This window comes from Bacillus pumilus (genome assembly GCF_009937765.1).
Lineage (GTDB): Bacteria > Bacillota > Bacilli > Bacillales > Bacillaceae > Bacillus > Bacillus pumilus_O.
In genome coordinates, this window is record NZ_CP047089.1 from 2,276,245 (window position 1) to 2,289,849 (window position 13,605).

Consider the following 13,605-nt stretch of genomic DNA (forward strand, 5'->3'; position numbering starts at 1 on the left):
AAAATAAAAAAGATATGTATAGAAAGAGAGATGAAGCAATATATGAAGATTCTTTTAAGTATTAGTCAGTTTGCAGGTAGAACGTTTGCGATTTGGGTCATTGTCTTTGCATTTCTTGGATTCGCCTTTCCTGCGGAATTCTCTAAAATTGGATCTTATATTCCTTTTTTACTCGGTATTATTATGTTTGGGATGGGGCTTACTTTATCTGCTGAAGATTTTAAAGAACTGTTTCGAAAACCTCTTTATGTTCTGATCGGGGTACTGACGCAGTACACACTCATGCCGCTTCTCGCCTTTTTGTTAGCTTACGGACTAAGACTCCCGTCCGAAATCGCAGTAGGAGTTGTTCTCGTAGGCTGTTGCCCAGGCGGTACAGCATCGAACGTTATGACTTTTTTGGCGAAAGGAAATACAGCTTTATCTGTAGCTGTCACTACCATATCAACATTACTTGCGCCGTTTTTAACCCCTGTTTTCATTTTAATTTTTGCAAAATCTTGGTTACCTGTATCGCCAGAAGCACTATTTTTATCAATTGTACAAGTTGTGCTCATTCCTATTGTCTTAGGGGTCATCGTTAAATTATTTTTCAAAAAACAAGTAACCTATGCGGTTCAAGCACTACCGCTTGTGTCTGTCGCCGGAATTGTTATGATCATTGCAGCGGTTGTCAGTGCAAATAAAGAGCAGATTCTTCAATCTGGTCTGCTAATATTGGCCGTTGTGATCTTACATAATGGACTTGGTCTTTTATTTGGTTATCTTATTGCAAAGTGGTGCAAAATGGATATCCCTTCTCGAAGAGCCATCTCGATTGAAGTAGGCATGCAAAACTCTGGACTTGGTGCAGCTCTAGCAACAGCACACTTCTCTCCACTTGCAGCCGTACCAAGTGCCATTTTTAGTGTGTGGCATAATTTATCCGGTTCCTGGCTTGCGACATATTGGTCAAAAAGAGGAAATGCTGAAAGTGAAAAGAAAAAAAGCTAGCCCTTTAATAGGTGCTAGCTTTTCAAATTGAAGATTATCCTTCAAGCAATAGCTGCTCTGGATCTTCAAGCAAGTTTTTAATCGTGACAAGGAATCCAACTGCTTCTTTTCCATCGACAATCCGGTGGTCGTAAGAAAGAGCTAAATACATCATCGGACGGTTCTCAAAACGTTCTTCATCAATTGCCACAGGTCGAAGCTGAATTTTGTGCATCCCTAAAATTCCAACTTGAGGGCTGTTTAAAATTGGTGTTGAAAGCAGTGAACCGAATGTTCCGCCGTTTGTGATCGTGAATGATCCACCTTGTAGCTCATTTAGAGACAATTTGTTATCTCGTGCTTTTTTCGCAAGATGACCAATTTCCTTTTCAATCCCTGCAAACGACAATCTGTCTGCATCACGGACAACCGGTACGACAAGTCCTTCGTTAGCAGCAACAGCGATGCCGATGTCATAGAATTTCTTCAAGACAAGCTCATCACCTTGAATTTCTGCGTTAAGCAGCGGATATTTCTTCAGTGCTGCTACAACTGCTTTTGTGAAGAAGGACATGAAACCAAGCTTTACATCATTTTGTTCAAGGAAGGCATCTTTACGGCGCTTTCTTAAGTCCATCACAGCTGTCATATCTACTTCATTAAATGTCGTCAGCATTGCAGCCGTTTGCTGAACCTCAACTAAACGTTTGGCAATCGTTTGTCTGCGGCGCGACATTCTCTCACGTTCAACTGGCTTTCCTGGTTGTTCATTTTGCACCGCAGCATTTGCTTTTGGCGCGGCTTTTGGTGCACTTGCAGGTGCTTCATTCTTTTGATAAGAAGCAACATCCTGCTTTCGTACCCTGCCCAGCGGATCTACGGTTGGAATTTCAGATAAGTCTAGCCCCTTCTCTCTCGCTAGTTTTCTAGCTGCAGGAGAAGCGATGGTTCTGCCATTACCAGATTTCGGCTCTTCTTTCACTGCTTCTTCTTTTTGAGCAGCAGCCGGTTCATCTTTCGGAGCTGGTGCAGACTCTTGCTCAGGTGCTGGAGCTGCGGTCTCGCTTCCGCCAGCTTCACCCGCTGCAATTGTTCCGATGACTTCTCCAACTTGTACAGTGTCACCAGAATCTTTCAGCACTTCTTTGAGTACACCAGATTCTTCGGCTGTCAGTTCGACATTGACTTTATCTGTTTCAAGCTCTAACAGGTATTCTCCCTGTTCCACATAATCGCCCGGCTGCTTGAGCCATTGAGCTATCGTTCCTTCCGAGATCGATTCCGCTAATTCAGGTACTTTAATTTCCGCCATTTTTCATTTCCCCCTTAGTTTTTGCGAGTCAAGCTATCAGATACAATTCGTTCTTGTTCTTTTTTATGCACAGTTGGATCGCCCTCAGCCGTACTTGAACGTCTTCTTCGGCCGATGTAACGTACTTTTACTTTTTCAGGCGCAATTTCACGTAAATATGGCTCAATGTATCCCCAAGCCCCCATATTTTGTGGCTCTTCTTGCGTCCATACGATTTCTTCTAAGTTTGTTAGTTTTGATAAAATCGCTTTAATATCTTTGGCTGGGAATGGATATAGTTGTTCCACTCTCGCAATGTGAAGCCAATCTTTCGGCTCTTCCATTTGAGTAAAACGATCACTAATATCAATGGATACCTTCCCGCTAGATAGCACAAGGCGCGATACTTTTTCATGATCATGCACAAGGCCTGGTTGTTCAAGAACTGGTTGGAACTGTCCATCCGTTAATTCCTGGACTTCAGACAATGAGTTCGGGTTACGAAGCAGACTCTTCGGTGTCATGATGACAAGCGGACGAATCTCTTCGCGAAGCAGCATCTTCGCCTGTCTTCTTAGAATGTGGAAGTATTGCGCTGCACTTGTGAGGTTCGCCACTGTCCAGTTATTCTCAGCAGCTGATTGCAGGAATCGCTCTGTTCTTCCACTTGAATGCTCAGGACCTTGTCCTTCATATCCATGAGGCAAGAGCATCACTAGACCTGATTTTTGTCCCCATTTTGCACGTCCAGCCGAAATAAATTGATCGAAATACACTTGAGCCGCATTTGCGAAGTCTCCAAATTGAGCCTCCCAAATGACTAACGTTTCAGGAGAATAGACATTATAACCATATTCAAACCCGATGACTGAGCCCTCTGACAGTGGACTATTATGAACAGTAAATGATGCGTTTGCATCACTTAGCTCATGAAGAGCAATAAATTCATTTCCAGTTTGACTGTCGTGAAGAACAAGGTTTCTTTGAGCAAAAGTACCGCGCTCTGAATCCTGTCCGGTCATTCGAATTGGCGTACCGTCTTTTAATATAGATGCAAATGCAAGTGCTTCTCCAAGTGACCATTCTACTTTACGGTCATCTGTAAACACTTTTGCCCGTTTTTCAAGGATCCGTTTAAGCTTACCAAATACTTGGAAATCGTCCGGCCAGCTGATCAATTCTTCATTCAGCTTACGTAATACATCAAATTCTACCGATGTATCCACTGCTGGGAAGCCATTTGATACTGGTTCTGGCAGTTCAATTTCTTGAATCGTATGCTCTTTCTTTGAAGGCACCTTTTGATAGGCTTCTTCTATTCTCGTCGCTACAGCCTGCTCGATTTCTTCACGCTGTTCTTTCGTTAGAAGACCTTCTGAGACAAGTTTATCTGCAAAGATATTCTTGACCGTTTTGTGCTTTCTGACGGCATCGTATAGCATCGGCTGAGTCGTAGAAGGCTCATCCATTTCGTTATGACCATATCTGCGGTAACCGATCAAGTCAATTAAGAAATCCTTCTTAAAGCGTTTGCGGTATTCCACAGCTAATTGAACAGCTGCTAAACATGCTTCTGGATCATCTGCATTGACGTGAACAATTGGAATCTCAAACCCTTTTGCAAGGTCACTTGCATATTTCGTTGAGCGAGATTCATTGCTTTCCGTCGTAAATCCGATCATATTGTTTGCAATGATATGGATCGTTCCACCCACTTGATAGCCTACAAGTTGACTTAAATTTAATGTTTCTGCCACAATTCCTTCTCCAGGAAATGCTGCATCACCATGAATTAAGATGGCTAATGCCTTTTCAACGTCTTGAGCTGGATATCCCTTTTGAGTACGCAATTCCTGAGCGGCACGTGTGCTACCTTCAATGATTGGATCAATGAATTCTAGGTGACTTGGGTTATTAGCAAGCGTGACTCTCGCACTCTTTGTATCTTCGTCTTTAATTTGACGATCCGCTCCTAGATGGTACTTTACATCACCAGTCCATCCGTAGCTGATGCCAATAGAGCCTTCTGATGGAACGAGCTCTTTATTCGGCGCATGCTGGAATTCCGAGAAAATAATCTCATATGGCTTTCCTAACACATGTGCTAATACATTTAAACGGCCTCTGTGTGCCATTCCAATGTTAATATTTGAAGTCCCTTGTGTAACAGACTCTGAAATAATTTCATCAAGTACTGGGACAAGTGCGTCTAAACCTTCTATCGAGAAGCGCTTTTGCCCAACAAATGTTTTATGAAGAAACTGTTCGAACTGCTCAACTTCTGTTAATCTCTTGAATACAGAAACTAGTTTATCGGCTGGTTTTTTCTTAAATAATTCACCAGACTCGATTGATTTTGAGAGCCAGTTCCGCTCTTCGAAATCATGTACGTGATCAAACTCAAATGAAATCGTACGCTTATACGTATTTCTCAAATGGTTAATGGCTTCTATGCCGTTTGAAATGTGTTTTGGTGCGTCAGGACTAATAATAGATATTGGAATATTCTTGACGTCTTCTTCTGTTAAGCCGTACTCCTTTAAAGGAAACAGCTCTTGTAATTCCTTTTCTTTGCGAAGAGGATTGACGGAAGCATTTAAATGGCCATACGTTCTGATGTCTTCTGCCAGTTTAACGACTGATGCTATCTTTTGGATTTGTTCAGAAGTAACTACGCTATTTTCTTTTTTCCCAATTTCCTCCTTCATTTCACTCGGTGGTGCACCAAGTTCATCAAATATGCCTCTTAGATCTTCATCAACACTAGTAGGATCCTGGACATACTGATCGTAGAGCTCGAGCACATAGCCGAGGTTCGGACCATGAAATTCTTCCCAACTCAACGGTTGTTTCACATCATTTTGAAACATTTTGAACACTACCCCCAACTTTGATCATCAAGTGATTGAACACTATCTCGATATAACTTCCAGAACACAATGACCAAATTTATGTAATAAAACGCTTCCAATAATATTCTACCACTGTTTCGGATTACTTTCTACATTCTTTGTTCAATTAAAGATAAAAAATTCACAGAAAAACAAAAAATTTAAATCATTCCGAAAAATATTTTGAGGGAAAGGGGCAAAACCTTATGCCCCAATGCTTTTATGCAGTAATTTCTTCAGTAACGGATATAAAACATCTGGCAATGTATCGACATCTGGTACAAAAATGCTGAACTTGCCATACATATCTTGAATCGTTTTCATCTGCGCTTCTTCGATCGGTGAATTGGATAAAAACACATTGATGACCTCAATGCCTTTTTTCCTCGCCTCAAGAACTGCTTCATGTGTATCGACGATCCCATTTTGTTCGTAGCTGAATGCAGCCGGTTCTCCATCAGAAAATACAATGAGAAACTTTTGCTCTTCTCTTCTTTTTAATATCATTTTTGTCATTTGGCGAATCGCATAGCCATCCCGATTATCCTCTTCCGGTTCAAGAGACATGATGGAAGGGCCTGCATCAAATAAAGAATCTTTGAACGACACGACTGTGTTAAAATAGTTCGGCTGACTTGTTTCTGATGCATCGTTTGTATCTTCCCAAAACCCCACAATTTGATGTGGGACTTGAACGGACTTTAAGGCTTCATGAAATAAAACAATGCCTTTTTTCGTCTCGTCCATCTTGTCAAACATGCTGGCAGAACAATCCACTAATAAAGTGAACACAGCATCAATCTCCGTAGAAGGTGCCTGTTTTTTATAGAAGAGACGCGGATTTGACTCTGTAAAATAACGAATGAGCTTTTTACTCAGTCGTCCTGCATGAAGATCCGTTTTTGGCCATGTTTTTTTATGTTCGAGCGTTTTTTGAATCATCTGTTTTAGCCGTTTCTGATAAGGCTCAATCTCCTTGGCATGCTGTTTGTATACGTCGATTTGCTCTGGCGCGGGAGGTTCTGGTGAAATCATGACTGGAAATGCATATTTGTTCTCTTTTCCATTCTCATGAGCATCCGCCCCGCTTTCTTCGCCTTCAGCCTCTTCCAGCGCCTCAAGCTTTGAATAATCTTTTCGATGAGTCTGCTTGGCAGAGCCTTGGACAGTGCCAAGTGCTTGATCTCCGTCATCGCCTTCTCTTGCTGCATCCTTCCCGAGATCACTTTTCCCGCCGTGCTCTAAATCAAATTGAAGGAAGCTTTTTGATGGGGCCTCTGTTTCCCGGTGCCACACTTCCATATACTCTTCGTGGATGTCTTCATCACCCTCTTTTTCCCGGTCGACTTTGATGTCCTCACTTAATTTAGGTTTCCTTTTCAAGTCATGAAATAGCGGTTCTTTTGCCGCTTTTTCATAATCCAATTCGGGGAAGAAAAAGTACGTATTCAGCATATCTTTATCAAGAAGCTCATCAAAACCTTCCATTAATTCTTTGACAATGACTGCGATATCTCCGGTTGAATGCGCTTCATAAACACGCTCGAGACTTGATTCAATAAACGGAATCATTGGGTTGATTTGCTCGTGAAGAGGCGGAATTTCTTCCAGCGGCGAATCTGCTGTCAGCTTCACATACATTGCACAATAAAGTGCATCTGTTAAAATGCTCCGCTCTTGGTTAATCGTTAATTGCGTCTTAAAATGACGCCGGTACAGTTCTCTTCTTCGTTTAAATACCTTTTTTGTTCCTGGACGTTCACGTTTAATCCGCTCTTCAATCCGGATATCTTCAAAGAGCATAAATAACTGTTTACACAAATCTGGAATGGATATTGTGTGAGCATAGCGAATGATTTCTTGAAAGACACTCAGATCACTATAAACGGTACCTACTGCTCGGAGGAATACATCACTTTTCAGCCCAGCTGTCATGTCTTCTTGTTTACGGTCATCCCAAAAATGACTGATGAAAATTTTCTTTTCAAAAGGATCATAGTAGGACTGCACGCCATATTCAAGCTCGACATCATCACTTTTCGCTAACGTTTTGGCTAAATCCGTTAATTCCATAAATAAAAATGAATCGATTCTGCTGTCATTAAATTTGATGAATTTCAAAGCTCAGAACCTCACTCGAATAATGTTTGGGCAATATTTCTTACCGCTGCTTTTTCCCGGTCATCTTCTAGCTTTTCCACAATCCCTCGTTCAACTGCCCGAAGCGGCGGGATGTATTGCGCAAGATCACATGTGTCTAGCAGTGCGCGAATGGATGCTGCTTCTTCACTTACCTGCCCGTTGTGCGCCTGTGTAATGAGGTCTGATGAGAGCTGCACGAATTGATCAATCAAGCGTTCATCCTTTAATACAGATTGAGATTGCAGTACATCCTTTAAGATGCCACCGCCGATATATGGAACGTCAATGACAACAAAACGGTTTTTTAACGCTTCATTTAGTGGGACTGTGCCGACATAGCCTTCATTGATGGCCGCAATTACGCCAAAGCCTTCATCTGCTCGAACGACCTCGCCTGTAAATGGATTGGTCATCATTTTTCTGTAGTCGAGTACACCGTTTAAAATAGGCAAGGTTTCGGGCTTCGCCATGTTGATTTCATCAATATATAAAAGATGGCCTTTTTTCATTGCTTTTGTTACAGGTCCTTCTATAAATTCAATAGAAGCAACTTGACCATCATTGTGAATGGTTTTATAGCCAATCAGGCTTTCTGCATCAAGATCAACTGAGCAGTTCACACTGTGCATCGGCTGCTGAAAGAAAGCAGATAAAGTTTCTGCTAGTTTTGTTTTACCTGAACCGGTCGGCCCTTTTAAAAGAACATTTTTGCCAAGTGCCAGTGCAATCATCGCATCTTGTATGATAGACGTGTCCTGTGATTCATAGCCGCCTGTTCCAATAAGCGGACGGAATTCTTCTTCTAGTCCTTTTGCTTTTGCTTCAATCATTGCTTGAATTTCTTCTGGGAGTGATTGTTCGTTAAACATGTATGATTAATTCCTCTCTTCGATCATTTTCCTCACCAAGTATACTAAAAAAACCTTTATGCACTCAATACATAAAGGCTAGACATCTGTTATTTTACCATTTCTTTTGTGATTGCTCCGCAGGCGATGCGTTTCCCTGAGTTTCCAGAAGGGTTGCTTAAGTAATCATCTGCTTCTGCATGAATGATAAAGCTGCGCCCATTTTGATCGATTAATTGGTTCATTCCTCCCTTTAACGTCACATCTGGTACATTCACGACAACGTCAATTTGTCCATATGCCCCAACCTCTAAATTAGGCATATCTCCAGCATGGTGGCCCTTTGGGTTATCAAAGCCATGCTCCCGGTGTGTGGGATTAAAGTGAGCCCCTGCCGTTTCAAAATCTGGCGTTTCACATCTTCCTGTTTCGTGAATATGGAAGCCATGAGGACCTGGCGGCAGATTTTTTGCTTTCACATGTAAATCCAGCCCATTTTCTGAGGAGTCTCTTACTTCGATACTTCCTATTTTTTGCCCGCTTTCATTAATGAGTGGCGTGGTAACCGGTGCTTGTTTAGGTGCTGCAACTTCAATGGTTTCTTCTGTCGTTTCTTTTTTCGGCGGTGCATGACATGCTGTTGTGACAAAAACCAGACACATCATGATCAACCACACTGACTTTTTCATATGATTGCCCCCTTTTGATATCAGTATGGACAACCTGATCAATAGGCAAACAAAAAAAGCCGAAAATCGGCTTTTTTAGAAGAAACGTTTTGCACCTAAATAGGCTTTTTTCCAGTATGGATTGCTCAAGTTCGAGATCCCCACACCGCTGTCACTTGCATGAAGGAAATCTCCTCCGCCAAGGTATAGTCCCATATGAGATGGACCCGCTTTGTACGTTGTGAAATAAACAAAATCGCCAACTTGAGGTGTGCTCACAGGTGTCATCATACTCCAATAGCCTGCTGTGCTTAATCTCGAGACAGATGAAACCTTGTTAATGAGATAGTAAACAAAGCCGCTACAGTCAAATCCAGATGGTGTATTGCCGCCCCATCTGTAAGGGATGCCTGTCAGCTTTTTCCCTTCTTGAATCATCGTCGTGATTTTTGCATTCATTGGCACATTGTTTTTGTCATTGTTGACTGGAGTTGTCGAGCCGTTAGACGTCGAACCATTTGACCCAGTTGAGCCTGAAGCTGCACCATTAATTTTGAGAACTTGTCCAATTCTAAGCACATCGCTTTTTAAGCTGTTAGCTGTACGGATGGATTGAACTTGCACTTTAAATTGATTCGCAATCTTCCATAAAGAATCACCTGATTTTACAGTATAAGATGTCGCTTTCCCGCTTGAAGACTGGTTACCGTTTGAAGGTGGATTGCTTGGTTTTGCAGGTGCTTTAGGCTGACTTGGTTTTGATGTAGCCGTCCCTTTTACTTTTAAGACTTGATTCGGATAAATCGTATCAGATTTGATCCCATTCAATGTTTTGATTTCACCAATCGACATATTGAGCGAATTGGCAATTTTCCAGAGAGAATCCCCTAATTTGACCTTGTATGTACTTGATGAAGATGAACTATTTGAGTTCGTTGTCTTATTGTTTGAGCTGGAATTTGAAGAGGAGTTTGATGACTGACTCCCGCTTGTCTTTGTGCTTCCAGATACTTTTAGCTTTTGTCCAGGACGAATTAAGTCACTGTTTAAGCTGTTGAGACTTTTTAAGCTTGCGACTGACATTTTATGATTGTTTGCAATGAGCCATAAAGAATCTCCAAGCTTTACAGTGTAGCTTGATGTCGTTGAAGCATTTGATTTCGTTGCTTTTGAACCAGTTGAAGTACTTGATTTTGTGCTTTTTGCGCCAGGAATTTTCAAGCTTTGTCCTGCAAAAATCATCGTCGTTTTTAGTTGATTAAGAGATTGAAGCTCCGAAATACTTGTATTGTACTGTTCGGCAATCTTCCAAAGTGAGTCACCGCTTTTCACCTTGATCGTCTGTGCTTCTGCCGGTGCAGCAAACACAGCTGAGCCAGCGATCGCTGAAACTGTGAGGCCGGTTACTACTTTTTTCTTCATAGATAAATCTCCGCCTTTCATGATTTCATTCAATAAGACATATGTACTAGTTTTAAGTTTAGCATTTAATGATTCTGCTTCTCTTGCACTATTTTATCTTTATTTCTATTATATTACTCGACATGTAGACGTTGGGCAATAACAAATAGGCTAAAGCAGTCAACTCAAAATGCTAAAACAAAGCCATATCGTTTGTATCGGCAGATTACTGTATTTATAAACATTTTTTAAGGAATTTTTAAGTTGACGTTTAGAAATTTGTCAAAACAAGCACGTTGCTAGTTTCATAGTTCTATTCTACATGACAAATTTTTCTGTATCAAATGACTTTTTACTTAATTGCCTGTTTTTTCTCCTCGAATGAAAAAAGCATTCTTCCGAATGAAGAATGCAGCGAGTGCTTTTTTATTTTTTGATTTCAGGCTCTTTTACAGTGAGCGGATAAAGGACGCCTTCTTTCGCAAATGACATTTTCCCTGTTTCCTCTGAAACGACGAGAACAAGTGCATCGGTCATGCCAGAGAGTCCAATCGCAGCTCTGTGTCTTGTCCCGAGAGAAGGACTGACTTTTTTTGAAGTAAGCGGCAGCACATTTGCCGCAGATACGAGCGTATTTTCTTTGACTAAAAGCGCACCATCATGAAGTGGATTTCCTGGGTAGAAAATGCTTTCAATTAATGATGCACTTATTTTCGCATGAAGATTTGTCCCTCTTTGAATAAAATCCTCAACCTCATCCCGCCTTTGAATCACAATCAATGCCCCGTGTTTTTGTTTTGATAAGTTTTCAATGGCTAACGAAAATTGAGCAAATCCGGGTGTGTATTCTTCCATATACGATTGCAAATAAAACGAGGAAGCCTCTGCATGCATTTCATTAAACTCATCATGTAATGACTCAAGATCACAAAGTAGACATTGCTCAATTTCATCAAGAGAATCGATAATGTCACTTGCATCTTTCATAATTTTCATCAAGTGTGTTCTCATACCCACTTTAAATTGTGCTTCTTCATTTGTACGATTGATCATTTGATCTTTTCCCTCCTCCTTTTCGTTGTCATAAAATAACAAATGATGCGCATTCTATTGTTATGGAGGTGACTTAATAATGACCGTTCAGAAAGTGATTCAATATGCTTGCAGCATTTTAGGTGTTGTCAGTCTTTCCTTTATTTATGCCCAAATGTTTAAAAAAACGAAGCCATCAAAGAAAAATAATCCGACGGAGAATTGATTTTTTTACATAGCATGATATAATCCTCTCGTTATTTCTGTTCAGAGAGGAACTTATGATGAGAGAAACAAATAGCATTCGAGCTAAGGTGAGACTATTTTTAACTATGTTGATTCCGATTTTAATCACTCAAGCGGGTCTTTCGCTTATTACGTTTTTAGACACCGTCATGTCTGGAAAAGTGAGTGCAGAAGACCTTGCGGGTGTTGCGATCGGTTCAAGCATTTGGACACCCGTTTATACAGGACTTGCTGGTATATTAATGGCCGTTACGCCAATTGTCGCGCAGCTGATGGGCGCGGGGCATAAAAAAGATGTTCCAAAGGCTGTCTTTCAGGCGATTTATTTATCGTTTCTTTTAAGTATCTGTGTGATTACGATTGGAACAATTGGCATCCCTTACGTATTAGGGGGACTTGGACTGGAACAATCCGTAGAGGATATTGCCCGCCATTTCTTAAGTTTTCTTGCTTTTGGTATTATCCCGCTGTTTGGTTATTCGGTGTTTAGGTCATTTATTGATGCATTAGGAAAAACACGTGTAACGATGTTTATCACGTTAACAGCACTTCCGATTAACTTTGTGTTAAACTATGTATTTATTTTTGGGAATTTTGGCTTTCCAAAGCTTGGCGGTGCGGGAGCTGGCCTTGCTTCTGCGATGACGTATTGGGCAATTTTTATCATGAGTATTTGTATTGTCATGAAAGCAGAACCCTTTGCCTCATTTCATTTGTTTCAAAAACTGCCTCGAATCAATATCTCCCGTATGGGGCAAATACTGAAAATTGGTCTTCCTATTGGGTTTGCGATTTTTTTTGAAACGAGTATCTTTGCTGCTGTTACGTTATTAATGGGGCACTTTGATACTGTGACGATTGCAAGTCACCAGGCCGCGATGAACTTTGCTTCAATCTTATATATTTTACCGCTCAGTATCTCAATGGCTTTAACGATTGTCGTTGGGTTTGAAGCCGGTGCCAAGCGCTATAAAGATGCGCAAAGCTATAGCTATATCGGAATTGGAACGGCGGTATTATTCTCCTTGTTTACGGCAGCACTCATTTTATTATTTAGACCAGAAATTGCTGGTTTATATACAGCTGAATCGGCTGTTTTACAGCTGACACAGCACTTCTTGATTTATGCGATCTTTTTCCAGCTGTCAGATGCCATTGCTGCACCTATTCAAGGGGCGCTACGCGGCTATAAAGATGTGAACTATACGCTCATTGCCGCATTTGTTTCATACTGGGTGATCGGCCTTCCTTCCGGCTATCTGATTGGCACCTATACCTCGTATGGGGCATTCGGGTATTGGATTGGTCTCATTGCAGGACTTGCAGCAGGTGCTGTTGTCCTCTTTATCCGTCTCAGATTGATGGAAAAACGTTTGCTTCAGCAAGCGCCCAGTCACTAAATACAACACAAAAAAGCAGCTGATCGATGTCAGCTGCTTTTTATTTAGTCATTCCATTGGTATGTCCAGAAGATTTCTTCATCGAACCATTTTTGGACAACAGGTTCTTTGTTTTTTAGCTTTTGTTCAAGCTCTCTCAGCATGCCTTCTGTTTGCGTTCTATGTGCTCTTAAAGCATTTAATTTGATATCTGCTTCATCTGTAATGTCGATCGTAATATCTGCATTTCCGAGCACTTCTTCTCTATTTTTCGTAATCGCCATGCAGTATGTGACAGGACGATCTTCTTTTTTCTTACGGTAAAGAGCGCGGATTACTGCTTCCCCTGTCGCATCATGATCAGGGTGTACACCATGTCCAGGATAAAACGTGACAATCAGTGTAGGTTTGACTTCATCAATGATGGTTTCCATCACATCAGCTAAATACTCGTCGTCCTCAAATTCCAACGTTTTATCGCGAAGACCAAGCATACGTAAGTCTGTGATATCCATTTCTTTGCAGGCATTGATTAATTCCTGTTTTCTTAACTCAGGAAGTGTTTCCCGATTGGCATATGTTGGGCTGCCCATATTTCTACCCATTTCCCCAAGTGTCCCGCATGCATACGTGACTGGGATGCCGCGTTTTCTGCTTTGTGCAATGAGACCTGCAACCCCAAACGATTCATCATCTGGGTGAGGCAGCATCACTAGTACATGTTCATTCATGACT

The 13,605-nt window shown here is 41.3% G+C and carries 11 protein-coding genes; 3 read left to right on the forward strand and 8 right to left on the reverse strand.

Going from position 1 to position 13,605, the window contains the following annotated elements:
- The first annotated feature begins 42 nt into the window (after nt 1-42).
- Nucleotides 43-993 (forward strand): bile acid:sodium symporter family protein, encoded by a 951-nt coding sequence (locus GPS65_RS11175; protein ID WP_119125002.1) that lies wholly within the window; start codon nt 43-45, stop codon nt 991-993.
- A gap of 34 nt (nt 994-1,027) precedes the next feature.
- On the opposite strand, the gene odhB is transcribed toward GPS65_RS11175, so the two are convergent.
- The 7 genes from odhB to cdaS form a co-directional block, all read right to left on the reverse strand.
- Complete coding sequence (gene odhB, locus GPS65_RS11180; protein WP_119125003.1) at nt 1,028-2,284, reverse strand: 2-oxoglutarate dehydrogenase complex dihydrolipoyllysine-residue succinyltransferase; 1,257 nt, start codon at nt 2,282-2,284, stop codon at nt 1,028-1,030.
- 14 nt (nt 2,285-2,298) lie between these two features.
- The gene (sucA, locus tag GPS65_RS11185; RefSeq protein WP_012010256.1) at nt 2,299-5,133 is read right to left on the reverse strand and encodes a 2-oxoglutarate dehydrogenase E1 component; all 2,835 of its coding nucleotides are present in this window, start codon (nt 5,131-5,133) and stop codon (nt 2,299-2,301) included.
- Between the two features lie 225 nt (nt 5,134-5,358).
- The gene (locus tag GPS65_RS11190; RefSeq protein ID WP_012010257.1) at nt 5,359-7,275 is read right to left on the reverse strand and encodes a vWA domain-containing protein; all 1,917 of its coding nucleotides are present in this window, start codon (nt 7,273-7,275) and stop codon (nt 5,359-5,361) included.
- Between the two features lie 11 nt (nt 7,276-7,286).
- A complete protein-coding gene (locus GPS65_RS11195) occupies nt 7,287-8,165 on the reverse strand; it encodes an ATP-binding protein (RefSeq protein ID WP_003215912.1) in 879 nt (292 codons plus the stop codon).
- Between the two features lie 89 nt (nt 8,166-8,254).
- Complete coding sequence (locus GPS65_RS11200) at nt 8,255-8,833, reverse strand: superoxide dismutase family protein (RefSeq protein WP_119125004.1); 579 nt, start codon at nt 8,831-8,833, stop codon at nt 8,255-8,257.
- Nucleotides 8,834-8,908: 75 nt separating this feature from the next.
- Nucleotides 8,909-10,234, reverse strand: coding sequence for a C40 family peptidase (locus tag GPS65_RS11205; RefSeq protein WP_144468433.1), 1,326 nt, complete (start codon nt 10,232-10,234; stop codon nt 8,909-8,911).
- A gap of 405 nt (nt 10,235-10,639) precedes the next feature.
- Nucleotides 10,640-11,266 (reverse strand): sporulation-specific diadenylate cyclase CdaS, encoded by a 627-nt coding sequence (gene cdaS, locus GPS65_RS11210; protein WP_088003473.1) that lies wholly within the window; start codon nt 11,264-11,266, stop codon nt 10,640-10,642.
- A gap of 79 nt (nt 11,267-11,345) precedes the next feature.
- On the opposite strand from cdaS, the gene GPS65_RS19625 reads away from it, so the two are divergent.
- Both GPS65_RS19625 and GPS65_RS11215 read left to right on the forward strand, forming a co-directional pair.
- Nucleotides 11,346-11,471: a hypothetical protein gene (locus GPS65_RS19625; protein WP_260851547.1), complete on the forward strand. Its 126-nt coding sequence runs from the start codon at nt 11,346-11,348 to the stop codon at nt 11,469-11,471.
- 58 nt (nt 11,472-11,529) lie between these two features.
- Nucleotides 11,530-12,891: an MATE family efflux transporter gene (locus tag GPS65_RS11215; protein ID WP_119125006.1), complete on the forward strand. Its 1,362-nt coding sequence runs from the start codon at nt 11,530-11,532 to the stop codon at nt 12,889-12,891.
- Nucleotides 12,892-12,935: 44 nt separating this feature from the next.
- On the opposite strand, the gene bshB2 is transcribed toward GPS65_RS11215, so the two are convergent.
- Nucleotides 12,936-13,601, reverse strand: a complete 666-nt coding sequence (bshB2, locus tag GPS65_RS11220; protein WP_119125007.1) for a bacillithiol biosynthesis deacetylase BshB2 — start codon at nt 13,599-13,601, stop codon at nt 12,936-12,938.
- Nucleotides 13,602-13,605 lie beyond the last annotated feature (4 nt).

Bases quoted from the DNA above. Each gene is read 5' to 3' on its own strand.
- GPS65_RS11205 (WP_144468433.1), bottom strand. From the start codon at position 10,234: ATGAAGAAAAAAGTAGTAACCGGCCTCACAGTTTCAGCGATCGCTGGC.
- odhB (WP_119125003.1), bottom strand. From the start codon at position 2,284: ATGGCGGAAATTAAAGTACCTGAATTAGCGGAATCGATCTCGGAAGGA.
- GPS65_RS11195 (WP_003215912.1), bottom strand. From the start codon at position 8,165: ATGTTTAACGAACAATCACTCCCAGAAGAAATTCAAGCAATGATTGAA.
- GPS65_RS11175 (WP_119125002.1), top strand. From the start codon at position 43: ATGAAGATTCTTTTAAGTATTAGTCAGTTTGCAGGTAGAACGTTTGCG.
- GPS65_RS19625 (WP_260851547.1), top strand. From the start codon at position 11,346: ATGACCGTTCAGAAAGTGATTCAATATGCTTGCAGCATTTTAGGTGTT.
- GPS65_RS11215 (WP_119125006.1), top strand. From the start codon at position 11,530: ATGAGAGAAACAAATAGCATTCGAGCTAAGGTGAGACTATTTTTAACT.
- cdaS (WP_088003473.1), bottom strand. From the start codon at position 11,266: ATGATCAATCGTACAAATGAAGAAGCACAATTTAAAGTGGGTATGAGA.
- bshB2 (WP_119125007.1), bottom strand. From the start codon at position 13,601: ATGAATGAACATGTACTAGTGATGCTGCCTCACCCAGATGATGAATCG.
- GPS65_RS11200 (WP_119125004.1), bottom strand. From the start codon at position 8,833: ATGAAAAAGTCAGTGTGGTTGATCATGATGTGTCTGGTTTTTGTCACA.
- sucA (WP_012010256.1), bottom strand. From the start codon at position 5,133: ATGTTTCAAAATGATGTGAAACAACCGTTGAGTTGGGAAGAATTTCAT.